General features: G+C 63.0%; 18 protein-coding genes. 8 read left to right on the forward strand and 10 right to left on the reverse strand.

The annotated features are described in order from the left end of the window. Window positions 1-228 precede the first annotated feature (228 nt). Window positions 229-1,470, reverse strand: a complete 1,242-nt coding sequence (gene metC, locus ACTJGZ_RS01775) for a cystathionine beta-lyase (protein ID WP_441661235.1) — start codon at window positions 1,468-1,470, stop codon at window positions 229-231. 227 nt (window positions 1,471-1,697) lie between these two features. On the opposite strand from metC, the gene ACTJGZ_RS01780 reads away from it, so the two are divergent. After that, window positions 1,698-2,099, forward strand: a complete 402-nt coding sequence (locus ACTJGZ_RS01780; RefSeq protein ID WP_441661236.1) for a helix-turn-helix domain-containing protein — start codon at window positions 1,698-1,700, stop codon at window positions 2,097-2,099. Between the two features lie 39 nt (window positions 2,100-2,138). On the opposite strand, the gene ACTJGZ_RS01785 is transcribed toward ACTJGZ_RS01780, so the two are convergent. Continuing rightward, entirely contained in the window at window positions 2,139-3,203 is a 1,065-nt protein-coding gene (locus tag ACTJGZ_RS01785) for an MBL fold metallo-hydrolase (protein ID WP_441661237.1), read from the reverse strand. 222 nt (window positions 3,204-3,425) lie between these two features. On the opposite strand from ACTJGZ_RS01785, the gene ACTJGZ_RS01790 reads away from it, so the two are divergent. Together ACTJGZ_RS01790 and aceK are read left to right on the forward strand one after the other, a co-directional pair. Continuing rightward, entirely contained in the window at window positions 3,426-3,800 is a 375-nt protein-coding gene (locus tag ACTJGZ_RS01790; protein WP_441661238.1) for a MerR family transcriptional regulator, read from the forward strand. Window positions 3,801-3,976: 176 nt separating this feature from the next. Further along, on the forward strand, window positions 3,977-5,824 hold the full coding sequence (gene aceK / locus ACTJGZ_RS01795) for a bifunctional isocitrate dehydrogenase kinase/phosphatase (RefSeq protein ID WP_441661239.1): 1,848 nt from the start codon (window positions 3,977-3,979) through the stop codon (window positions 5,822-5,824). A gap of 130 nt (window positions 5,825-5,954) precedes the next feature. Here the strand turns inward: aceK and ACTJGZ_RS01800 are convergent, their stop codons facing one another. After that, window positions 5,955-7,148, reverse strand: coding sequence for an acetylornithine transaminase (locus ACTJGZ_RS01800; protein ID WP_441661240.1), 1,194 nt, complete (start codon window positions 7,146-7,148; stop codon window positions 5,955-5,957). Window positions 7,149-7,458: 310 nt separating this feature from the next. Between ACTJGZ_RS01800 and ACTJGZ_RS01805 the strand changes: the two genes are divergently transcribed. After that, on the forward strand, window positions 7,459-7,917 hold the full coding sequence (locus tag ACTJGZ_RS01805; RefSeq protein WP_441661241.1) for a DUF494 family protein: 459 nt from the start codon (window positions 7,459-7,461) through the stop codon (window positions 7,915-7,917). A 27-nt stretch (window positions 7,918-7,944) separates the two neighbouring features. Continuing rightward, window positions 7,945-8,934, forward strand: coding sequence for a tRNA glutamyl-Q(34) synthetase GluQRS (gluQRS, locus tag ACTJGZ_RS01810; protein WP_441661242.1), 990 nt, complete (start codon window positions 7,945-7,947; stop codon window positions 8,932-8,934). Window positions 8,935-9,066: 132 nt separating this feature from the next. On the opposite strand, the gene ACTJGZ_RS01815 is transcribed toward gluQRS, so the two are convergent. The 6 genes from ACTJGZ_RS01815 to surE all read right to left on the reverse strand — a co-directional run bounded on the left by ACTJGZ_RS01815 (window position 9,067) and on the right by surE (window position 15,109). Next, the gene (locus tag ACTJGZ_RS01815) at window positions 9,067-9,912 is read right to left on the reverse strand and encodes a metallophosphoesterase (RefSeq protein ID WP_441661243.1); all 846 of its coding nucleotides are present in this window, start codon (window positions 9,910-9,912) and stop codon (window positions 9,067-9,069) included. A gap of 87 nt (window positions 9,913-9,999) precedes the next feature. After that, window positions 10,000-10,917: a carbohydrate ABC transporter permease gene (locus tag ACTJGZ_RS01820; RefSeq protein ID WP_441661244.1), complete on the reverse strand. Its 918-nt coding sequence runs from the start codon at window positions 10,915-10,917 to the stop codon at window positions 10,000-10,002. Continuing rightward, window positions 10,914-11,789: a carbohydrate ABC transporter permease gene (locus ACTJGZ_RS01825; protein ID WP_441661245.1), complete on the reverse strand. Its 876-nt coding sequence runs from the start codon at window positions 11,787-11,789 to the stop codon at window positions 10,914-10,916. Before ACTJGZ_RS01825 ends, ACTJGZ_RS01820 begins: the two co-directional genes overlap by 4 nt. Window positions 11,790-11,912: 123 nt before the next feature. After that, window positions 11,913-13,205: an ABC transporter substrate-binding protein gene (locus tag ACTJGZ_RS01830; RefSeq protein WP_441661266.1), complete on the reverse strand. Its 1,293-nt coding sequence runs from the start codon at window positions 13,203-13,205 to the stop codon at window positions 11,913-11,915. Between the two features lie 60 nt (window positions 13,206-13,265). Continuing rightward, complete coding sequence (locus ACTJGZ_RS01835; RefSeq protein ID WP_441661246.1) at window positions 13,266-14,351, reverse strand: ABC transporter ATP-binding protein; 1,086 nt, start codon at window positions 14,349-14,351, stop codon at window positions 13,266-13,268. Then, window positions 14,348-15,109: a 5'/3'-nucleotidase SurE gene (surE, locus tag ACTJGZ_RS01840; protein ID WP_441661247.1), complete on the reverse strand. Its 762-nt coding sequence runs from the start codon at window positions 15,107-15,109 to the stop codon at window positions 14,348-14,350. The genes ACTJGZ_RS01835 and surE overlap by 4 nt, the downstream gene beginning before the upstream one ends. Window positions 15,110-15,300: 191 nt before the next feature. Between surE and ACTJGZ_RS01845 the strand changes: the two genes are divergently transcribed. Next, window positions 15,301-16,287, forward strand: a complete 987-nt coding sequence (locus ACTJGZ_RS01845; protein WP_441661248.1) for a sugar-binding transcriptional regulator — start codon at window positions 15,301-15,303, stop codon at window positions 16,285-16,287. A 206-nt stretch (window positions 16,288-16,493) separates the two neighbouring features. Next, the gene (locus ACTJGZ_RS01850; protein ID WP_441661249.1) at window positions 16,494-17,285 is read left to right on the forward strand and encodes a bestrophin-like domain; all 792 of its coding nucleotides are present in this window, start codon (window positions 16,494-16,496) and stop codon (window positions 17,283-17,285) included. Window positions 17,286-17,324: 39 nt separating this feature from the next. On the opposite strand, the gene ACTJGZ_RS01855 is transcribed toward ACTJGZ_RS01850, so the two are convergent. Continuing rightward, complete coding sequence (locus ACTJGZ_RS01855; RefSeq protein ID WP_441661250.1) at window positions 17,325-20,219, reverse strand: GDYXXLXY domain-containing protein; 2,895 nt, start codon at window positions 20,217-20,219, stop codon at window positions 17,325-17,327. A gap of 61 nt (window positions 20,220-20,280) precedes the next feature. On the opposite strand from ACTJGZ_RS01855, the gene ACTJGZ_RS01860 reads away from it, so the two are divergent. Continuing rightward, window positions 20,281-22,914 carry a DNA topoisomerase III gene (locus tag ACTJGZ_RS01860; protein WP_441661251.1) on the forward strand — a complete coding sequence of 878 codons (2,634 nt, stop codon included), beginning with the start codon at window positions 20,281-20,283 and terminating at the stop codon, window positions 22,912-22,914. Window positions 22,915-22,924: the final 10 nt, after the last annotated feature.

The following is a 22,924-nucleotide window of genomic DNA, read 5'->3' on the forward strand; positions in this document are numbered from 1 at the left end:
CGCGCCGGGCTCTTGCCCGGCCCACACCGCCCGCCCTCTACGTCCTTACATCCCTCTGCGCCCATCGTTGCCCGCGGCGCCCCATCGCGGGCGCCCAGGCAAGAAAATGGCCAGCGGCATATGCCGCTGGCCATTTTTTTAGTCCGTCCGGGCGGCGGCCCGCAGGCCCCTTCCGGGACAGCATCCTGCCGCTAGCAGCGGGGCGCTGGCGCCTCGCCAATGCCGCGCTCAGGCCTGGGCCGCGAGATCCAGCGCCCGGCCCAAATCCGCCGTCAGCTCTTCCACGTCCTCCAGGCCAATCTGCAAGCGTATCAAGGTCGCGCCCGGCAATTCGGCGCCATCACGCTGCAAGGCCGCCAGGGAAGGCTCCACCCACTGCACCAGGCTCTCGAAGCCGCCCCAGGAAAATCCGATGCCGAACAATGTCAGGGCATCGACAAAGCGCCGGCCCTCATCATGGGACAAATTCAGCGCGACCGTCAGCAAACCATTAGACCCTTGCGCGTCACGCTGCCAGAGCGCATGGCCCGCATCGCCCGGCCAGGCCGGATGGTAGATGGCCCGCGTTTCCGGGCGGCCGGCCAGGAACTCGCAGATGCGCAAGGCGCTGCGCGCTTGTTCAGTCATGCGCAGGGGCAGGGTGCGTAAACCGCGCAGCGCCAGCCAGGCGTCATCGGCGCTCAGGGCATAGCCCAGCGCGTACTGGGTACGGCTGAGACGGTCTCCCAGGGCCGCATCACGGGTCACGACCGCGCCCAGCATCAAGTCGGAATGCCCGCCCACATATTTGGTGCCTGCCACCATGGAGATGTCCGCCCCCAGCGCCAGCGGATGATAGGCATGGCCAGACCCCCAGGTGTTATCCGCCGCGACCAGCAAACCATGACGATGGCCGATCTCCGCCAGGGCGGGCAAATCCAGCATGCGCAACAGCAGGGAGCCGGGCGACTCCAGATACAGCAAGCGGGTATTCGGCCGGATCAGGCTTTCCAGATCATCGACCCCTGGCGTGAAATAGGTCAGTTCCACCCCCATTTTCTTGAGCAGCATATTGTCGAAATGGCGCACCGGGCCATAGACGCTGTCCACCACCAAAGCATGATCGCCCGCGCCCAGCAAGGTAAAGAAGACCAGCGTCAGGGCCGCCAGGCCAGAGGGCGCCAGCACACAGTGGCTGCCGCCTTCCATGGCCACGAACGCATCTTCCAGCGCCCGGTGCGTATCCATGCCGGAACGCCCGTAGGTCACAGCGCGCTCACCGGCAGCCTTGCGCCGCTGCGCATTCTCCAGGGCCGCCAGATCGGCAAAACGCACGGTGCTGGCACGCATAGGGGGCAGGCTGACTGGCGCCACTCCGTCGGCATCGAAGGGCGCGCTGCCGATATGCATCAGGCGGGTGCGCAAGCTGCGTTCAGACGCAGGAACGGCGGCAACGGGATCTTCCGGTGCGGCACTTGCAGGTTTGGACATTCTTGAAGCTCCAGGAATAGCGGCGGCACGCGCCGTAGCGATAGCGCCATTATCGCGTGCCTGCCGCCGTGTTGCACCCGGGCAGGCTGCCTTTCCATGCCGCCGCGGCAACAAACGGCCCATGACTTTTCATATGGCAGAAACGTGCCATTCAGGCAAATGAAAGCCCACCTATTTTGCCTCAAAGGCTTTGCCTCCCAGGCAAAATGACCCGGAAAATGGGCTACATGAAGATAGGTGAAAAAATACGGAAACTCCGGCGTGAGCGCGGGCTGACGCAAGAAGAGCTCGCCCTGGAGCTGGACACTGCCGCCAGCACCGTTTCCCGCATTGAAAATGACGAGCGCACGCCCTCGCTGGACATGCTCGCCCGTCTCGCCAATAGTTTGCAGGTGGGCATCGGAGAGCTATTCGCCGGCGCGCCCGCGGCCGAGGCGGCGCCGCAAATCGTCGCCGATAGCGACCAGGCCTTGCGCCACTACGCTCAAAGCCTGGGGCAGCCCCCAGACCCGGCCGCCACAGATGACTACATGGAGCTGCGGCGCTGGTTCCGCAATCTGACGCCAGAGAACCAGCGTCTTGCCCTGGAACTCATCAAAACCCTGGTACGGACCCAGCACAAGGGCTGATCTTGCGGCAAGCCGCGGGGCAGCGGCATGCCTGCCCGTTCAGATGGGCGCGAAACGGAACACGCCCTTGTCATCCAGGCGGCGTTCCAGCCTTCCGGCATGCCAGAGCAGATGCAGGTGCGCCAGGGCTTCGCCCAGCGCAAAGGTCAGCTGATGCAAATCCAGTTTGCGATGGAACATGATGGGAACGATATCCGCCGCGCTGCATGGCGCCGCGGTACAGGCATCCATGACTTCCTGCAGGCGGTCCCGGTGATGCTCGCGTTGCTGGCGGATGCGCTCATGCAGCCCGCGGAAAGGCTTGCCATGGGACGGCAATACCAGCGTTTCTTCGGGCATGTCACGATACGCATCCAGCGACTGCAAATACAGGCGCAGCGAATCCGCCTCCGGTTCGAAATCGAACACGCTGACATTCGTGGAAATGCGCGGCAGCACCATATCGCCGGCAATCAGCAGATTCAGTTCCGCGCAATACAGGCCGATATGTTCAGGCGCATGGCCGTACCCGACAACTTGCAGCCAGTCCCGGCCGCCAATGCGCAAGGTGTCCCCGCCCAGCAAACGGTGCATGGTGGCTGGCACCGCAGGCACCATATTGACGTAATAGCCGGAACGCTCGCGCACCTGAGCCAGGGAAGTCTCATCACACAAGCCATTGCGGCGGAAATGCGCGGCCGCGGCTTCACCCCCAGCACCCGCGCTGGCGTCACGCCGCCCGCACGCAATCACTGCCTGGGTGTATTCGCTCATGCTCATCAGCAAGCGGGCATCCCAGCGGCGGCATAGCCAATCGGCCAGGCCGACGTGATCGGGGTGCATGTGGGTCACGAGCACGCGCAGCACCGGCAAGCCTTCCAGCTCATGCTCGAAAATCGACTCCCACTGGGCCTGCACTTCGCTGCGCGCAATACCGCAATCCACCACCATCCAGCCGTCACGACCATCCACTGTGTCGCGCAACAGCCAGACATTCACATGGTCCAGCGCAAAAGGCAGGGGCAGGCGCACCCACTTCACCCCATCCACGAGGGTGATGGCCCGGCCGGGTTCTGGCAGCGCGTCATTCCAGGGGTAGGACAGCGCCATTTCATTCTTGTTCATCGGGACTCCGGGAAGCATTCAGGCTACCTCCCGCGCCCCTGCCGTCGGCACGCTGCCACGCGCCAGCGCTGCGCAGCCATCACGACGGCAAAACAGGCCTGGAGCCTGGCTGACGCTCCGGCAACGGCGGCTACGACAGACAGCACAGACAACAAAATCAGACGATAAAGCTGAGTTACTATACCTTACGTTGACGTAAACGGAAATTAAAGTTCCATTCCCATGCCAGCACCCAATTGGAGTATCTCCGAGCTATCCAGCGAGTTCGGCGTCACGCCCCGCACCCTACGCTTCTATGAAGACAAGGGCATACTCGCGCCGGCCCGCCATGGCCGCCACCGCATTTACGGCGCCCGTGATCGCGCCCGTCTGGTGCTGACTTTGCGGGCCAGGGCCGTCGGGCTGGCGCTAGACGATATCCGCAGCCTGCTGGATATCTATACGGGCCCCGACAGCACGCAGGCGCAAATCCGCGCCTGCGCCGAAAAGCTGGAAATCCATCGCCAATTCCTGCTCTCCCAGCGCCAGGAACTGGAGCTCATGCTGGAACGTATCGAAGAACAAATTCAGGATTGCCTGAATAAAATAGATAAATAAAATCAAATCATCGTTCTCTTCGTTTACGTTAACGTAAGATATGCTTTTCGCACGCCGCCAGCAGGATCTGCCAGGCGAAACGCCGTGCCGGCGCTGCCTGGCTCCGGCCTGATGACCTGGCAATTGCTTGGCAGACCCCATGGCAGCCCCCATGGCAGACCGGAGTCCAGGCCACGATGTCCAGCACGCGCCACCCCCCGTTTCCCGTCAGCGACAACGCGCTGTATGTCGAACCTCTGGCACGGCCGCTGTCCGCGCGGCTGGCCGCCGACACCATTTTGCAGGGCTTTAACCGGCACTACGCGCTATTCCGCTATAGCGCGCAGCGCGCCAAGGCCTTGTTCGAGGCCGGTGACTGGCGCGGCATGCAGCAGCTCTCCCGCGAACGCATAGACTATTACGATCAGCGTGTGCGCGAATGCGCCCATGCCTTGGCCAGCCGCCTGAGCGGGCAGGGCGGCGATGCCGATCCCAGCCAGCACTGGCAGGCCATCAAACAGGAATTCGTCACGTTGCTCGATGGGCACCCCCAGCCGGAATGCGCGGAAACCTTCTTCAATTCCGTTTCATGCCGCGTGCTGCGGCGCGAATATTTCAATAACGTCTGCCTGTTCGTGCGGCCAGCCGTCGCAACGGATTATCTGGAAGGCCAGCGGCCCGCATTCCGCGCCTATTACCCCGCGCGCGCCGGTCTGCGCGTCACGCTCAGGCGCATGCTGGGGGATTTCGGCCTGGCGGCGCCGTTCGAAGACCTGCCGCGCGACATCCGTCTGCTGGCGCGCGCCGCCACCCGTTTGCTGCGGCAAACCTTACCCAAAGGGCAAGGCCCGCGGCTCGGGCAAGACTGTCAGGCGCATGTGCATGGCACCCTGTTTTTCCGCAACAAAGGCGCCTATCTGCTGGGCCGCCTGATCAACCAAGGCGCCATTTACCCCTTTTGCATCCCGCTGCTGCGCCTGCCATCCGGCCATGTGTACGCCGATGCGCTGCTCCATGGGCAAGATGCGCTCAGCCGTGTCTTCAGCTTCGCCCGCACCTATTTCCTGGTGGACATGGAAGCCCCGTCGGCCACCGTGCGCTTTCTCGCTACCTTGCTGCCGCGCAAACCGCTGGCCGAGCTTTACACCATGATAGGCCTGCAAAAGCAGGGCAAAACGCTCTTCTACCGCGATTTTCTGCAGCATCTGGCGCACTCTGGCGACGCCTTTGAAACAGCCGCAGGCATTCCCGGCATGGTGATGTTCGTGTTCACGCTGCCGTCCTATCCCTATGTCTTCAAGATCATCCGCGACCGCATCGAAAAAGACGGCATGACAGCAGCCATCGTGCGGCGCAAATATCAGCAGGTCAAACTGCATGATCGCGCCGGGCGCATGGCCGATACCTGGGAATACTCGCAGGTCGCGCTGCCGCGCCACCGTTTCTCCGACGATTTGCTGCAGGCCCTGCGTACCCATATTCCCTCGCAGCTGGAAGAACAGGGCGATACGCTGGTGCTGCGGCATGTTTACATCGAACGCCGCATGACGCCGCTCAACCTCTATCTGTGGCAAGCGGGCGCGCCGGCCAAGGCCGCCGCGCTGGAAGAATACGGCAATGCCATCCGTGAACTGGCGGCCACCAATCTCTTCCCCGGCGACATGCTATTCAAGAATTTCGGCGTCACCCGCCTGGGCCGGGTGGTGTTTTACGACTACGACGAAATCCAGTCCATGACGGAAATGAATTTCCGCCATATTCCGCAAGCCCCGGACGACGACGCCGAGATGAGCGCCGACACCTGGTATGCCACCGGCCCTAACGATGTGTTCCCCGAGGAGTTCGAACATTTCCTGTTCAGCGACCCGGCGCTGTACCAGCCTTTCGCTGCCAGGCACGCTGCGCTGCTGCAGCCGGAATGGTGGCGCGCCTGCCAGGCGCGGATCGCCCGTGGCGGCGTCGCCGATATCTTTCCCTATGATCCAGGCAGCCGCTTTCCCAGCCACCAGGCCTGCACGCCGGACGAGCTGGCCCAGCAACGCTGAAGCCGCGCCGCCGGCCCCTGCGGCCAGCGCCCCGGCCAAAGAAAAACCGCCAGCTGGCATGCATGCCGGCTGGCGGTTTTCCAGCGCGTTCCGCCATCATGGGCGGAACCGCTGACAGTCTGGCGCAGACTCAGGCGCCGCGCACCTGACGGAAGACTTGATCCAGCAATTCAAATTGCAGGTCGATTTCTTCCGGCGTCACGTTCAAGGCAGGCATGAAACGCAGCAGGTTGGGGCGCGGCGAATTGAGCAACAGGCCCACCGGCGCCATATCACGCGCAGCTTCCACGATCTGGGCGCCATCGTCACGGTCCAGCACCATGGCGCGCAGCAAACCACGGCCACGTTCACCCTGCATGCCCCACTTGGCCGAGAATGCCAGCGAACGCTGCGCCAGCAAGTCGCCCAGCTTGACGACATTGTCCAGGAAACCCGGTGCGGCCAGCGTATCGAACACCGCCACGCCCACCGCCGTCATCAGCGGATTGCCGTTATAGGTGCCGCCTTGGTCACCCGGACGGAAACAGCTGACTTCCTCACGCGCCAGCAGTGCCGACAGCGGCACGCCGCCGCCAATGCCCTTGCCCAGCGTCATGATGTCAGGCTCGATCCCGGCGTGCTGATAGGCGAACATCTTGCCCGTGCGGCCCATGCCGGTCTGCACTTCATCAACGATCAGCAGCAGGCCATGCTTGCGGGTCAGCTCGCGCAACTGGCGCATGAACTCGTCGGTCGCCGGCACTACGCCTGCTTCGCCTTGCACCGGTTCGAGCATCACGGCAACGGTTTGGTCGTCGATGAGCGCTTCCACCGATGCGATGTCGTTGTAGGTCGCTTTGGGGAAACCATCGACCTGGGGCGCAAACAAAGTATCCCAGCCCGGCTTGCCCGATGCCGACATGGTCGCCAGCGTGCGGCCGTGGAAGGCATTGGTGAAGGTGATGATCTTGTAGGCGCCATTGCGATGCACCTGGCCGTAGCGGCGCGCCAGCTTGATCGCGCCTTCGTTGGCTTCCGCGCCGCTATTGGCGAAGAACACCTTGTCGAAACACGAAGCTTCGGTCAAACGGCCAGCCAATGCGATAGACGGCTCGTTATAGAACGCCGGCGAAGGGTTGATCAGTTGATCGACCTGCCGGTGCAGCGCTGCGCGGATCGGTTCGGGATTATGGCCCAACGCATTGACGGCCCAGCCCTGAACGAAGTCCAGATATCGCTTGCCGGCATGGTCCTCCAGCCACGAACCCTCACCTCGCACGAAAACGAGTTCGGGACGCTGCGTGATTTCCATGACTGCCTGCACTCTGAACTGAGAAAATTCCATTTCGGCCACCTGCCGCAAAAAAGTTGTAAAGGGGAGCCGACAGTATGCCGCATTTATCGGGTTTTTTCGCGACACACCCGCACGCTGCCCGACATTCGTTCAAGGAAGCGCCCGCCTTGTCTCATGCGGGCCAGCGCGCTGTCACAGCACCCGTGCCAGCGAGGGGAAATACCACCACATGAATACACCCTCCGTCTCTTGGAGTAAACTGGCCCCAAGGCTTGGCCTATACGATTACGGAAAGCGGCGGCATCCCCGCCATGGCTCTTACGGCCCGGATCCGGACCCATACAGGCGAACTACGCTGCTCATGTACGACATTCTGGTTTATCTGTTCGAGAACTACTACACCCCCCAGGCCTGTCCTGCCGCCGATGTATTGGCGCGCCGTCTGGCGGCTGCCGGTTTCGAGGACGAAGACATCGACGAAGCCCTGGGCTGGCTGGGCGGTCTGGCCGAAAGCACGGCGCGCTGCGTCGGTTTGACGGACGGCCCCATTACCGGCATGCGCATCTACAGTGAAGCGGAATACCAGGCATTGGGCACCCAGGCCATCGGTTTCATTGCCTTCCTGGAAAGCGCCGGTGTCCTGCCGGCAGCCTTGCGTGAGATCGTCATCGACCGCGCCATGGTGTGCGCGGAATCCCCGGTTTCACTGGAAACCATCAAAATCATCGCGCTGATGGTGCTCTGGAGCCAGGAAGCCGAGATCGACCGCTTCATCCTGGAAGAACTGCTGGAGCAGGGCGGCGCCCGGCTGCTGCATTAAAGCGCCTCCGGCGCCGCAGGCACCTTCATGGCTGCAATCCCCTCACCGCGCCCCTTGCCTGGCGGCTATATTGGCCGTTTCGCCCCCAGCCCCAGCGGCCCCCTGCATAATGGTTCCCTGGTCGCCGCCATGGCCAGCCTGCTGGATGCCCGCGCCCACCAGGGCCGCTGGCTGCTGCGCATTGAAGACGTCGATACCCCCCGGATGACTGCCGGGGCGGACCAATGCATCATGCAACAGTTGCGGGGGCTGGGCATGCACTGGGACGGCGAAGTCATCTGGCAATCCCGGCGTGAACTGGCTTATCTGGATGCCATGGCGCGCCTGCGCGCGCAAGGCCGGCTCTACCCTTGCGCCTGCACCCGCCGCGAAATCGCCGATGCCGCCAGTGCCGCGGGGCGGCTGGGCGAGCAAGGCGAGCGCCCCTATTTGGGCATGTGCCGCCACGGCTTGGCGCCGGGCCGGGCCGCCCGCGCTTGGCGCGTCCGTGTCGATCCCGGCACTGTGGCATTCACAGACCGCTGGCTGGGCCCCCAGCAACAGGATGTCGCCACCGAGGTTGGCGATTTCGTGCTGCGGCGGGCAGACGGCCTGTGGGCCTATCAACTGGCCGTCGTGGTCGATGACAGCGCGCAAGGCGTCACGGATATCGTGCGCGGCGCGGATCTGCTGACCAGCACGGCACGCCAGATACAGCTGGCGCGCCTGTTGAGCGACCCGGTGTTGAGCGGCCCTGTGGTGGGCGACCCTGTGTTGGGCGGCCCGGTAGCGTCCAACCCTGAGTTGTTCAACACAATACCGCGCTACATGCATGTGCCGCTGGTGCTGGACCCCGGCACCGGCCTCAAACTTTCCAAGCAAAACCACGCCCCGGCGCTGGATCTTTCCCAACCGCTTGCCACCCTGATGCAGGCATGGCGCGCGCTAGGGTTCGACACTTTCTCCGCCGCCGGGCCAGATGATTTCTGGCCGGCAGCCACCGCGCGCTGGGCAAGGCGCTGGCGCATCTCAGGCTGATGCCCGCTTGCGGCCCCTGATGGCGACCTGATGGCTGCCTAACTAACGCCGGATTTCAGCCTGACTGGGGCATGATCACAGCCCCATTTTTCAGCCCCTTTTCCGCCCATTTATGCCGCGCCGCCGCGGCATTCACCGCTTGGCGCGTAAGCACTCCCAGTCGATTGCCTGCACTTCCTGCCGTGTGGCAGGCAAGGGCGCGTATTCGACCGTCAATCCCGAGGGCCGCAGCGTGCAGACCGCAAAACCCGCCCCCTGCACCAAACTGAGATGCTCATGGCAAAGAATGTCCTTGGCATGATGCAGGCCCGTCGCCACCGCCAGCATCGTGCCGTACCAATTCGATACGCGGTCGTAATGGATATGGCCGCAGAACATGCCTGCCACCTGGTGCCCGCGCAGCAGGTCGCGCAGGCGCCGCGTATCCGCCAGGCTGAGTGTTTCCCATTGCCCGGTTTCATCGTCTTCATCCAGCGCAGGCGCATGGTGCGCCACCAGCAAACGCGGCATCTCGGGATGGGCCTCCAGGCGCTGGCGCAGCCAGCCGAACTGGCCATCATCCAGCGCGCCGCCAATCTGTCCGGGCACGCTGGTATCCAGCACGATGACATGCACACCCGCCACCACCTGGTCGTAGTGACAGGGCGCGGCAGCGCCGGATTCGGCATGCGGCAATTGCAAAGCCGCGCGCAGCGCCGAGCGCTCGTCATGGTTACCGGCCGCATACAGCACCGGCATGCGCAAAGGCGCCATCAAGCTGGCCAATGTGCGGTAGCTGTCCGCATCCCCGCGGTTGCTCAGGTCACCGCTGACCAGCACGAAAGCCGGCGCAGGCTGCATGGCCTGAAGTGTCTCGACCACAGCGGCCAGCCGGCTGGCCGTATCCGATTTCAGGCCCGGGTCGGCGCTTTGGTCACCGATATGCAAATCCGTCAGATGGATGAAAGTAATAGGCGGGAAAGAAGCAGCGGAAGACATGGAAAGAAGATTCCTGATGAGCGGAAAAGTGCAAGGCACGACTAAACAGCGAGAGAACGAAAGAACATGTCGCCGGGCAGGCGCAGCTCATTTGATGCCGGCGCGCATAAAGCTCTGGATGAACTGTTTCTGGAACAACAGGAACGCCACCAGCAAAGGCGCCGAAGTCAGCAAGGTCGCGGCCGAGATAATGGCCCAGCTGGTGCCCTGGTCTGGCGAAGAAAACACCTGCAGGCCCACCGTGACCGGGCGGGTGGATACCGAGTTCGTGACAATCAGCGGCCACAACAGGTTGTTCCAGTGATAGCTGATGGAAACCAGGCCATACGCCACATAAACGGGCCGCGCCAGGGGCACATAGACACGCCAGAGTATGCCCAACGTGCCTGCGCCTTCGATACGGGCCGCATCCTCCAGCGCGCGCGGGGTCGCCAGGAAAGTCTGGCGCAGCAGGAAGATGCCGAACGCCGAGGCGAAATACGGCATGCCGATGGCCAGCAAGGAATCCAGCAAGCCCATGCCGCTGATCGTGCGGTAGTTCTCCACCATCAGCATTTCCGGCATGATCATGAGCTGCAGCAGCACCAGGTAGAACAGCACATTGCGGCCGGGAAACTGGAACCGGGCAAAGGCATAGGCCGCGAGGGTACACAGCACAAACTGCACCGCCATGATGACCGTCACCAGCATGGCGGTGTTCACCATATACGTCGCGAAGGGCGCGGCATCCCAGGCTGCGCGGAAGTTTTCCAGCGTCAGCGGCGCCGTCAGGCTGAAGCGGACTTCATAGGCAGCCGGGTGAATGGCCGTCCAGACCGCATAGGCAAATGGCAGCAGCCACAACAGCGCCAGCAGCCAGGCGCCTGCGTTTTCCAGCCAAGCCGCCGTCAGGCAAGCCTGCAAGCGTGACGGCCAGCCGGAACGCCGTGACGGGACGGCATGGCCGCCTGCGCCCGTGACAGAGGACAGGGCTGCACCTGCCCCGGATTGCGTGCTCATCTTCATTGGTAATGCACCTTTTTATCCAGCCAGGCGAACTGCACGAACGCCAGGATTGCCATCAAGGCCAGCAAGACCACCGTCAAGGCCGAGGCGTAGGCCGTATCCCAGTACTTGAAGCCGACGTTGTAGATGTAATGCAGCAACAAATTGCTGGCATTGTCCGGGCCGCCGCGCGTCATGACGATGACGTGGTCGATCAGCCGGAACGAATTGATGAGCGCATTAATCATCACGAACAAGGTGGTCGGCATCAGCAGCGGCCAGGTCACGCGGCGGAAAAATGTCCAGCGCGACGCCCCTTCCAGGGTCGCGGCTTCGCGCAAGGCGGGGTCCATCTGCTGCAAGGCGGCCAGGTAGAAAATCATGAAAAACCCCGCTTCCTTCCAGACCGCCAGCACCATCAGGCAGATCAGTGCCGTGGCGGGATCGCCCAGCCAATTTTTCTCGGTCAGCCCGAACAGACCGCGCAACTGATCCAGCAGGCCATAATCCGGGGTGTAAAAGAACAGCCAGATGTTGGCGACGGCAATCATCGGCAACATGGTGGGCAGGAAAAATGACAAACGCATCCAGGCCCGGCCACGCATGCCGCTGTTGACGATCAGCGCCAGGCCCAGCGCCAGCACAATGGCGGCAGGTACCGTCACCAGGGCATAGAGCGTGCTGTTCCAGAGCGAAGTCATGAAAACCGGGTCATCCAGCATGACCGCGTAGTTTTCCAGCCCGACAAACGCCGCCGGGCGGGCGCCGACCGGCGTGCTGAAAAAACTGTGGATAAACGTGGCAACCGCCGGGTAATGCGTGAACGCCACCAGCAGCACCACTGCCGGCAACAGCAACAGCCAGCCCTGGACGGGAGCAAAGCGCAAATTCATGATGAGTCTCTTTCAGACAGACGGGCCGGAACGGCTGGCCTGGACGCAGCCGGGAGGCCATGCCCAGGCATGGCGCCCCCCGGCTGCGGCGCGGCAGGCGCCCGGCCGGCTGCGATTCCCGGTTCAGCGATAGCGGCGCAAAATGCGCTCGGATTCGGCCTGGGCATCGTCCATGGCCTGTTGCGCCGTCTTGCGGCCCGTCAGGGTGGCCTCGATGTTGTCGTCGATCAGACGCGCCACCCGCTGATTGTCATGCGTGGACAACTCGGCCACGGCATATTCCAGCTGGTCACGCGCTACGGCGGCTGCCGGGAACTCCGCCACATAGGCCTGCATGGCCGGTGTTTCCCAGGCATCCGGGCGCACGGCCACATAGCCGGTGCGTATGCCCCATTGCGCCGCGCGCTCGGCCGAGGTCAGCCATTTGGCGAGCGTAAAGGCAGCCTGCTGCTCTTCGGGCGTGGCATCCTTGAACAGATAGATGTTGCCGCCGCCAGTCGGCGTGCCGCGCTGTTTGCCAGCCGGCAGCATCGCGACGCCGAAGGGGAAGGGCGCATTGGCGCGCACATTGGTCAGGTTGCCCGTGGTGGTGGTCATCATGGCCGTGCGGCCTTCAAAGAAATCCTTGGGTGTGGTCGCCCATTCAATGGCGCCAGGTCGCATCACTTTGTGCTTGCCGCCCAGATCCACCCAGAATTGCATCGCTTCGACCACTTCGGGCGAATTGAAGTAGGTCTGCTTGCCATCTTCGCTGGCGATCTTGCCGCCGTTCTGCGCCACATAGCCTTGCAGCAGCCAGTAGGCCGTCAATGAGGACGGCACCTGCATGCCCCAGCGCACCACATTGCCTTTTTCGTCCTTCTTGGTCAGCTTATCCGCAAATTCGGTCACCTCGTCCCAGGTTTGCGGGCCGCGCTCCGGGTCCAGCCCCGCTTCGCGGAAAGCATCCTTGTTCCAGAAGAAGACGGAAGTCGAACGCTGGAAAGGAATGCCCCAGGTCTGGCCGTCGCTCTGGCTATTGCGCATGAAACCGGGGAAGAAACCTTGCAGCCAGGCACGGTCCTCGTCCGTTTTCACCAGCGTGTCGATGGGCACCAGCACGTCCTGGTCGCGCAGGGTGTACATCTCCGTGGACAGCATGATGGCTGCCGCTGGCGGCTTGCCGCTGCGAGCGGCCGTGAGGGATTTGGCCGCCGTTTCGTTATAGGTGCCGGAATACACGGCCTGCACGCGGATATCGGGATGCTCGGATTGGAAATCCGCCACCATTTCATCAATGATTTTCGTCACCGGGCCGCCAATGGCTACGGGGAAATAGAAAGCAATATCCACTGGCGCGGCCAGGGCCGGAGTGCCCGCGATCAGGCCGGCCAGCGCCAGCCCTGCTGCGCCAGCGCGCTTTTTCAAGGTATGCAGAATCATTTACGTATCCAGAGGAACGTTGAGGGGAAAAACCAAGGCGTCAGCACCGGCCGCTCAGGCGGCCAGCGACTGCCGCGTATTCAGCGCGCCGGGCCCATCCAGACGCAGGCCGGTTGCGCTATCGAAAAAGTGGCAAGCCGATTCCGGCCAGGACAGCATCAGCGCATCGCCGGGCTTGCCCGAAAAATGGCTGTCATGACGAACGGCCAGCATGGCCGCGCCAATGCGGCAGCTCAGAATATGATCGGCACCGTGATATTCCACATGGTCGAGCACCGCCGACACGCCGCCCGCGCCGGACAGGCGGATGCTTTCCGGCCTCAGCCCCAGGCTGATGGACTGTGGCGCCCGGCCCGGCCAAAGGCAGATTTCCGTCCCCGGCAATACCGCGCCCGCCTGGCGGTTTTCCAGCGGCACCAGATTCATGGGCGGCACGCCAATGAAGCGGGCGGCAAAGTGCGTGGCAGGGCGGTGATACAGCTCGCTGGGCGCAGCCTGCTGTTCAATGCGCCCGCCACGCATCAGAATGACCTGGTCGGCCATGCTCATGGCTTCGGTCTGATCATGCGTGACATACACCATGGTCATGCCCAGGCGCTGCTGCAGGTCACGGATCTCACGACGCATTTCATGGCGCAGTTGCGCATCCAGATTGGAGAGCGGCTCATCCATCAGGCAAACCGAAGAACGCGCCACAATGGCGCGCCCAAGCGCGACACGCTGCTGCTGGCCGCCGGACAACTGGCCCGGTTTGCGCATCAGCAAGCCTTGCAAGCCCAGCACATCGGCCGCATGGCGCAAACGCTTGGCGCGCTCGGCGGGCGCCACACGCCGGATTTTCAGGCCAAAAACAATGTTTTCCGCGACGGTCAAATGGGGCAGCAGGGCATAGTTCTGGAACACCATGGACAAGCCCCGCGCCGCTGGCGGCAGGTCGGTCACATCACGGCCGCCCAGCAGGATACGGCCGCTATCCGGCCGTTCCAGCCCGGCCAGCAGGCGCAAGGTCGTGGACTTGCCGCAGCCTGACGGCCCCAGCAGCACGGTCATGCTGCCGGCCGGCACCTCGAAGGACACGTCATTGACCGCCAGTTCGCCGCCCCAGCCACGCTTGAGCGACTGGATCGACAGGGCGCTCATCGGATTTGCTCCAGCGCGCCGTCTTCATGCAGGACGCCTGCGGGTACCGTCGAATGGCCATGCCAATTGAGGCAGGTCACCGTGGCAAAGCCTGCGTCGATCAAGGCATTTTCGTCGCCATCGCCCGCCAGGTAGCGGCGCAGCGCCAGCGGCTCGATCAGCGCATGCTCACGCCCGCGCTCGGCATGGATAATGACCTGCGTGGCAACCTTATCACTGCCCCGGCGCGCGGCGCGCAAAGAGGCCGGCAGGCGGCGCGGCAAATTGACGTTGAGCCAGTGGCCATCGCGCGACCATTCTTCGCGAGCCAGCCAGAAGCCCTGCAAGCGCTCCGCCAGCCAGCGTTCGCCGTCTTCGTCACCGCTGCTGTCCCGCGGCCGGGAAAAAGCCACGGCGGGAATGCCGCACAGCGCGGCCTCACGGGCGACCGCCATGGTGCCGGAGTAGGCCACGTCTTCAGCCACGTTACGGCCTTCGTTGATACCGGACAGCACCAGATCAGGCTGGCGCTCCCCGCGGAACAGCCAGGATACCCCGGCGATCACGCAATCTGCCGGTGTGCCGCTGCACGCGTAGCGGCGCGGGGCGCGCTGCGTCACTTCAAAGCTGCGGCGCAGGGTAATGCCATGGCCATAGCCGCTGCGGTTGCCATCCGGCGCCACCACCCAAACATCATCGGTCAGCAGCCGCGCGGCACGCTCCAGCAGCGCCAGGCCCGGCGCGTCGATACCATCGTCGTTGGAAATGAGAACTCGCATATATCCGCTTTTTGTCTGTGGATTCCCCGGGTCAATTTCCCGGCAATGCGAGCAAGTCTATTGAACAAAAGTTTCTCTAAAATGACATTTATTCATTTCCAACGATCTTGCGCCGTCCTGACGGACGCGCTGGAAAATGACATATACGGCAGGTTATCCTGCCCGCTTCCGTTCCTTTTCTCCCTGTAGCGATGTCAGACACCAGCCCTCTTGCCGCCAGCGATTTCCTGTCACCCGATACCCATGATGTGAAACTGCGCGCCGCCTGGCTCTACCATGTCGAGCAACTCACCCAGGAGGAAGTCGCCCGGCAACTGGGCCTGAATCGCAGCAAAGTGCTGCGCCTGCTGGCCGCCGCGCGCGAAGAGGGGCTAGTGCAGATTTCCATCAATGGCCGGGGCAGCGATATGCTGCGGCTGGAGCAGGCGCTGACGGCTCGCTTCGGTTTGCAGCAAGCCATCGTCGTGCCCGTCTCTGGCCTCTCGGAAGCCCTGGCGATCCAGGCTGTCGCCCACGCGACGGGCCGTTATCTGTCCGAACAGATCAATGATGGCATTTCCATCGGCGTGGGCTGGGGCGCTACGCTGCATCATGCGATCCGGTCACTGGCCTGGCGTCATATCCGCGATGCGACGGTCGTCTCTTTATTGGGCGAAGTCACCCATGCCGGCGCCGACAGCCCCTCGGCCGTCGCCTGGCAACTGGCACATTTCTATCGCACCGAGCTGTACCAGATCACAGCGCCCGTCTTCGTGCCCAGCCCCGAACTGGCGCAGGCGCTCTGGCAGATAGACGAAATGGCCAAGCTGCAGGCACGCGCGCAGGCGCTGGACCTGGTTTTGCTGAGCGTGGGCGATCTGAGCCGCCAGGCCTCTATTTTCCGGCGCGGCCTGCTTGCCTGGGACACGGCCGACAGCCTGAAAGCGGCCGGGGCCGTCGGGGATGTGCTCTGCCATTTCGTCGATGCCGCGGGCCAAATCGTGGACCATCCGGCCAATCAGCGCGTCATGGCCATTCACCCCGCCAGTCTCGCCGCCGTCCCGCGCATCGTGATTTCCTCCTGTGGCGCGCGCAAGGCGCAGGCCATCATCGCCGGCATCGCCGCCACCCGGGCGCATACACTGATTACCGATGAAACCGCCGCCAGGGCCATGCTGAGACTGGCGGGCACGGCCTGAGCCGGATGCGTTGGCTGCCTGCGACAGCGGCGGCCAACGGACTTCTCTTTTATACATGCCGACCTAAAATACCTCTGTCTGCCTCGCCCCTCAGGTTATGGGCGGTGCTCCTTGCAGCTGGCCGCCTCTAGCGTCTGGATCCGTCGGCGCACCTTCTGCCTGCCGGCGCCGCACCCTCAGCTGTCTTTTTCCTTTTCCGCATACACATGCCCGCCGATTTGATTGCCACCGACATCTATTCCTGGACGACACTGATCGCCCTGCTCGGCAGCCTGGCGCTGGCGGCCTTTCTGGGCAAATACACCTGGGGCCGGCGCTTCAAGCACACCAATACCTCCGACGATGAGCTCAAGGTGGTTCTGGGCGCAGCGCTCTCCCTGTTTGCCTTGCTGATCGGCTTTATCCTGACATTCGCCATCAACGGCTATAACCTGCGGGTATCGGCCGAAGAAAATGAAGCCATCGCCATCGGCAATGCGCTGCAGCACACGACATTGCTGGAAGAATCGAAGCAGGAGCAGGCGGAAAAAATGCTCACGCAGTATCTCGAACTGCGCATCCGCTTCTTTGAAACCAATGATGATGCGCAGCGCGCCGAGCTGCGCCTGCAAGCCATCCAGCTGCAAACACGCATGTGGACGCTGATCAGCAAAATCGCGCTGGCCAACCCCAATACCATCATCAAAACCGCCCTGGATGCCAGCAGCAATCTCTATACGGCGCAGCAGAAAACCATGTCCAGCTGGCGGCGCCAGGTGCCCAATGCGGCCTGGGCCATTCTGCTGATGTTCGGGCTGTGCTCCAATTTCATGATCGGCTACAACATCCGCGGCAAGCAAGGCAGCAATCTGCTGATCCTGACTTTCCCCGTCATCACCGCGCTGGCGCTCTTCCTGATCGCGGAAATCGACATTCCGGGCAGGGGCTTGATCCAGGTCGCCCCCGACAACCTGGAAGCCATCAAGATCACGCTGGCCCGCGGCGGCCTGGCGCCCTGAGCCAGAGGGCTGAACCAGGCTGGCCGCCAGGCGGCCTGATCAGTTTTCCTGCGCTGGCGGCGCCGGCACCGAGCCGGTAGCGGCCTGCGCGGCACGCTGTGCGTTTTCGGTAGCTATCCTCGCGGCAGCGTTGGCATCGGCAGCCACCGCAGACTGCGCTGGCGGCTCTGCCTGCGCCCCGGCGGCCTGCGGCGCAGGGTCCGCCACGCCTGGCGCCTCAATCACAGGCGTCTGACGTTTTTCCTGGGCAGCCTCGCCCGCCTTGGCAGGCTGGCTGACCCCTGCGGCAGACATAGGCTGCATCTCTGCATCACGCAATTGCAGCAACACGGAACGGCCCGAATCATCCACGCGGAACTCGCCATAGCGGGCAGGCGAAAAATAGGGTTCCAGGCCTTCGGCAAAGAAATACGCGCCCGTCAGCACCAGACTGGTGCTATCCCACTGACTACGGCGCAGCGGAATGAGCACTTCATCCTCCGCCTGGGGCTGGGCCGCCGGCTGCAGGCGCAGTATTTGCGCCGGACGCTCCGCGCCCGCGGCAAACACGGCATAGCCCATGGTGTCCGCCTCCTTATCGCCCCAGCGCAAAGCGCGGTCTTCCGCGTACGCCAGCTCCATGTAATCCCCCTGCAACAAGGCCCGCGGGTCCAGCGGCGCCAATTCCAGCAGCAGCGGTTTGCCATGCGCCAGGATACTTTCGTAGCGCATCACCCCCGCGTTGGCGACCAGCAGGACTGCCAGCAATCCGCCAGCCAGCCCCGCCTGCACACCCCTGCTGCCAGCCGCCAGGCGGCCCGCCGCATCCTCCGCTGGCGCGCCGTTGTTGCGGCGGAAACTGCGCTGCAAGACAAACGCCACCCCCAGCGCCAGGCAGCCGCCCACCACCAGCCATTGCGCCTTTTCCAGCAGGGAGACATGCAGGCCATAGTAATAATCGAACAGGCCCAGCAATAACGCCAGTGTGCCGAAGACACGCAACCAGCGGCGTTGTACCGCAATCCCCAGCCAGACCCAGATCAGCGCGATCAACACCGCCGGGGCCGACAGGCAGACCAGCGAGATTGCCAGCGTCATCAAGGTCAATCCGGCACGCCAGGCCTGGGAGGGCCGTTGCGGCAGGCTGCGCAACACCATCAGGGCCACGGCAGCGGGCAGAACGGCATACAGCAAGGTAATGCAGCCAAACAGCACATCCCGGCCCAGCAGGGCGGGCAGGTGCTGCAAGGTCACGCTGCCCATGCCGAAAATCGCTATTTGCGCCACCAGCATCCAGGCCAGCGCCCCCGGCAGCAGCCAGCTCAGGCGCCGGGTGCCATACGCCAGGACAAACGCCAGCAAGGCGCCCACCGTCAGCAGCCAGACATCAGGCGCCAGCGGCATCAGGTTGCTCCAGCCATGCTCCATATTCCACCAGATCAGGTCACCCAGCGAATCCGTGCCCTGGATCTGCACCCAGAACAGCCACTGTATGACCACCATCAGGCAGCCTGCCTGCATCAGCGCCGCCAGGAAACGGATGATACGGCCCGTCCCGGCCGCATACAGGGCGCACGCCGCCAGCCCCAGGCCCACATAGCCATAGGGGTCGGGCAGCAGCATGATCAGCCCGAAACCAAAAAACCCCATGCCGACGACCCCGGCCGCCACGCCTACCTGTTCCACCATATTGCCCATCTGGCCGCCACGCGCCAGCGGCGGACGGTTGCCAGCCGCGGCCTGCGCCGCCTCAGTAGCTGCATCAGTAGCTGCATCAGATGCGGCACCTGAGGCAATAGCAGGGGCCCTGGCCTTTTCTCCCGCCTGCCTCAGCCGCAGGATGACTACCGATATCAGCATCAGGATGATGCCAAAAACTAGGGCGCCTTCCTCGCTTTCTACGATGCCCATCAATAACAGCAAACCCAGGCCGAACAAGGTCACCAGCCAGGCGCCAAAGCCCAGGACGATCTGCACCGACAAGGGCATCTCTTCGCTGACGCGCGCCGCGCGGCCAGTCACCGCTTCATGCAGACGCAGCAAGCGCCAGGCCACCCAGGCCGCTTCAACAACCACCACAATGCTCAGCAGGCTCAAGGTGGCTTCCAGAGACCCGCTATCGGACACCAGCGTCTGCACGACAGCCAGGCTGACCCCTATCGCCCCCAAGGCGACAATCGCCAGCACCCAGAGATCGGCCTGCGCCACCCGGCTGAAGCGCCGCCACAGCCAGACCGACGCCAGCAGCCAGAGCCCCGTCAAAATGGCCAGCGGAACCAGCGGATACTCATGCCCATAGCTGTGAGCCTGCACAATGCCCATGCCGACTTCCATGGCCAGCGGCCACAATGCCAGCGCCGTCAGCAAGCGCATGCCCGCCTTGCCGCGCGCACCAAAGCGCTCGCCATAGAAATGCCAGAGCGCCAGGCAGATCAGATTGGGCAAAGCCAGTTGCCAGCTGCCCAGGCTGCCGCGAAAATAGGGAATCGCCAGAAAGCTGTTGCCCGTGCCCAGCCACAACACCAGGGCAAAATTCATGATGACCAGGCTGAACAGCCACAAGCCGGGGCGCCGCGCCGTCAATGCCCAGGGCAGCAGCAAGAGCGCCCACCAGGCAAAAAGCTGCCAGCTTTGGGCGCCCGTCTGGTAAGTTTGGCCGACCAGTCCCAGCAATGCGCCGATGCCAATGGCTGCCAGCATCAGCAGCGCCAGGAACAGATTTCCCTGCGTGCCCCGCCGGCGGGCGTCCCAAAACGCCAAACCGACCGTTGCAATCAGCAACACTTGCAATCCGATCAGGCGTGTCCATTTCCCCAATGACGTCCAGTTGGCCGCCAGCAAACAGATCAACCCGCTGGAAAGCAAGATGGCGCCTAGCCAAAGCGCTTGTGAGGACAGCAATTTCTGCCAATTCCAGCCCGCTGTGTCAATCTCATCCTGGCTGATCGCTTGCATGTCTTGATTCTCCAACCGTATGATTCCCCGCAACCTGGCGCCAGGCGCTCCTTGGAAACACATGGAAAAAACGCTGATTATTGCCGAGAAACCCTCGGTAGCCCTTGATATCTCACGCGCCCTCGGCGGTTTCAAGCGTGAGGGCGATTATTTCGAAAGCGATCGTTACGTGCTGAGTTCCAGCATCGGGCATCTGCTGGGTCTCGTCGCGCCCAACGATCCGGTACGCGGAAAATGGAGTTTTACGCATCTGCCGGTCATTCCGCCGCAATTCGAACTGGCTCCCGCCGACAAGAAATCGACGGAACGGCTGAAGATGCTGGTGAAGCTGATCAAGCGCAAAGATGTCGGTGACATCATCAACGCCTGTGACGCGGGACGTGAAGGGGAGCTGATCTTCCGCTACATCACCCAGTATGCGGGCACGAAGAAGCCGATCAAACGTTTGTGGCTGCAGTCGATGACGCAGGCCGCCATCCGCGAAGCCTTCGAAAACCTGCGCGATGATGTGGACCTGCAGCCGCTGGAAGCCGCTGCCCGGTCGCGCGCCGAAGCCGATTGGCTGGTGGGGATCAACGGCACGCGCGCCATGACGGCGTTCAACAGCAAGGACGGCGGCTTTTTCAAGACGCCGGTGGGCCGTGTGCAAACGCCGACGCTGGCCATCGTGGCCGAGCGTGAAGAACGCATCCGCCGCTTCGTCTCCCGGGATTACTGGGAAGTGCGGGCGCAGTTCGTGGCCGCCGCCGGTCTGTATGAAGGCCGCTGGATAGACCCGGATTTCAAGAAGGACGAACGCGACCCCGAAAAGCGCGAATCGCGCCTGTGGTCGCAGGCTGCCGCGCTGAGCGTGGTGGCCGCTTGCCGCAACCAGCCTGGCAGCGTCACGGAAGAGTCGCGCCCCAGCACGCAGTTGTCACCGGCCTTGTTTGACTTGACGTCGCTGCAACGCGAAGCCAACTCGCGTTTCGGTTTTTCCGCCAAGGCCACGCTGTCGCTGGCGCAGTCGCTGTACGAACGCCACAAGGCCTTGACGTACCCGCGTACCGATTCGCGCTATCTGCCGGAAGACTATATCGCCACGAGCCACGAGGTGGTGGGCGCCTTGTCGCAAGGGGAATCCGCCGCAGCCGGCGTGAATCCTCATGCGCAGCGGATTTTGCAGGAAGGCTGGATCCGCCCCAACCGCCGCATTTTCGATAACAAGAAAGTGTCGGATCACTTCGCCATCATTCCGACGCTGCAAGTGCCGCGCGAGCTGAGCGAAGCCGAAACCAAGATTTATGACCTGGTGGTGCGCCGCTTCCTGGCGGTGTTTTTCCCCGCAGCCGAGTACCGGGTGACGACCCGGCTGACGGAAGTCAATGGCCATCGTTTCAAGACCGAGGGCAAGGTGCTGGTGCAGCCCGGCTGGCTGGTGCTGTATGGCCGCCAGGCGCAAGGCGATGAAGCCAATCTGGTGGCCGTGGCCGATGGCGAGAAGGTGCGCACCGAGGAGGTCGAGGCCGTGGGCCTGGCCACCAAACCGCCAGCGCGCTACAACGAAGCGACGCTGCTGTCGGCCATGGAAGGCGCGGGCAAACTGGTCGATGATGAAGAGTTGCGCGAGGCCATGTCCGAGCGCGGCTTGGGCACGCCTGCCACACGCGCTGCGATTATCGAAGGCCTGCTCAACGAGAGTTACCTGCGCCGCGATGGCCGCGATCTGATTCCTACCGCCAAGGCGCGTCAGCTGATGACCTTGCTGGCGGGCCTGGATGTGCGCGAGCTGACGTCGCCGGAACTGACGGGCGAGTGGGAGCATAAGCTCAAGCAGATCGAGCAGCGCAAGCTGGACCGCGATGCGTTCATGCGCGAGATCGCGCAGATGACGCAGGTGATCGTGAAGCGCGCCAAGGAGTATGAGCGCGATACGGTGCCTGGCGATTATGCGACGCTGACGACGCCCTGCCCGAAGTGCGGCGGGGTGGTGAAGGAGAATTACCGGCGTTTCGCGTGCACGCAGTGCGATTTTTCGATCAGCAAGCATCCGGGCGGCCGGACGTTCGAGTTGCCGGAAGTGGAGGCTTTGCTGGCCAAGCGCGAGATTGGTCCGTTGCAGGGGTTTATCAGCAAGATGGGCCGGCCATTCGCCGCGATTCTTCGTATCGACGATGAGTTCAAGCTGAATTTTGATTTCGGTCAGAATGACGACGAGGACGAGGAAGAGACTGATTTTTCACAGCAGGAGCCTGTGGGCGTCAGCCCGATCAGCGGCGGCAAGGTCTATGAACATGGCATGCATTATGTGAGCGAGCATGCGGTGGGGCCGAATAAGAATCCGGCGGATTTCCGTTGCGGCAAGGTGATTTTGCAGCAGGAGATTTCCCGCGAGCAGGTGGCCAAGCTGTTGCGTGATGGCCGGACGGATTTGCTTGATGGTTTTGTATCGAGCCGGACAAATCGCAAGTTCAAGGCGTATTTGGTGTTGCAGCCGGACGGTAAGGTCGGGTTCGAGTTCGAGCCGCGTCCTGAGAAGAGCGGGAAGGCAGCGGGTAAGACAGCCGCCAAGACCAGCGCCAAGACCACTAAGACGGCAAGTAAGACGGCGGCGAAGTCGGCAACCAAGACAGCGGCGAAAAAGGCGGCGACCAAAACGGCAGCCACCAAGACAGCGCGCAAGACCGCTGCGAAGAAGCCGGCGGCGGAGGAGTAAGTCTTCGGAC

The sequence above is a fragment of the Kerstersia sp. genome (assembly GCF_052103615.1).
In the GTDB taxonomy this organism is placed as follows: Bacteria; Pseudomonadota; Gammaproteobacteria; order Burkholderiales; family Burkholderiaceae_B; genus Kerstersia.

Bases quoted from the DNA above. Each gene is read 5' to 3' on its own strand.
- ACTJGZ_RS01790 (WP_441661238.1), top strand. From the start codon at position 3,426: ATGCCAGCACCCAATTGGAGTATCTCCGAGCTATCCAGCGAGTTCGGC.
- ACTJGZ_RS01860 (WP_441661251.1), top strand. From the start codon at position 20,281: ATGGAAAAAACGCTGATTATTGCCGAGAAACCCTCGGTAGCCCTTGAT.
- metC (WP_441661235.1), bottom strand. From the start codon at position 1,470: ATGTCCAAACCTGCAAGTGCCGCACCGGAAGATCCCGTTGCCGCCGTT.
- ACTJGZ_RS01850 (WP_441661249.1), top strand. From the start codon at position 16,494: ATGCCCGCCGATTTGATTGCCACCGACATCTATTCCTGGACGACACTG.
- surE (WP_441661247.1), bottom strand. From the start codon at position 15,109: ATGCGAGTTCTCATTTCCAACGACGATGGTATCGACGCGCCGGGCCTG.
- ACTJGZ_RS01815 (WP_441661243.1), bottom strand. From the start codon at position 9,912: ATGTCTTCCGCTGCTTCTTTCCCGCCTATTACTTTCATCCATCTGACG.
- aceK (WP_441661239.1), top strand. From the start codon at position 3,977: ATGTCCAGCACGCGCCACCCCCCGTTTCCCGTCAGCGACAACGCGCTG.
- ACTJGZ_RS01785 (WP_441661237.1), bottom strand. From the start codon at position 3,203: ATGAACAAGAATGAAATGGCGCTGTCCTACCCCTGGAATGACGCGCTG.
- ACTJGZ_RS01805 (WP_441661241.1), top strand. From the start codon at position 7,459: ATGTACGACATTCTGGTTTATCTGTTCGAGAACTACTACACCCCCCAG.
- ACTJGZ_RS01825 (WP_441661245.1), bottom strand. From the start codon at position 11,789: ATGAATTTGCGCTTTGCTCCCGTCCAGGGCTGGCTGTTGCTGTTGCCG.
- gluQRS (WP_441661242.1), top strand. From the start codon at position 7,945: ATGGCTGCAATCCCCTCACCGCGCCCCTTGCCTGGCGGCTATATTGGC.
- ACTJGZ_RS01780 (WP_441661236.1), top strand. From the start codon at position 1,698: ATGAAGATAGGTGAAAAAATACGGAAACTCCGGCGTGAGCGCGGGCTG.
- ACTJGZ_RS01845 (WP_441661248.1), top strand. From the start codon at position 15,301: ATGTCAGACACCAGCCCTCTTGCCGCCAGCGATTTCCTGTCACCCGAT.
- ACTJGZ_RS01855 (WP_441661250.1), bottom strand. From the start codon at position 20,219: ATGCAAGCGATCAGCCAGGATGAGATTGACACAGCGGGCTGGAATTGG.
- ACTJGZ_RS01820 (WP_441661244.1), bottom strand. From the start codon at position 10,917: ATGAAGATGAGCACGCAATCCGGGGCAGGTGCAGCCCTGTCCTCTGTC.
- ACTJGZ_RS01835 (WP_441661246.1), bottom strand. From the start codon at position 14,351: ATGAGCGCCCTGTCGATCCAGTCGCTCAAGCGTGGCTGGGGCGGCGAA.
- ACTJGZ_RS01800 (WP_441661240.1), bottom strand. From the start codon at position 7,148: ATGGAATTTTCTCAGTTCAGAGTGCAGGCAGTCATGGAAATCACGCAG.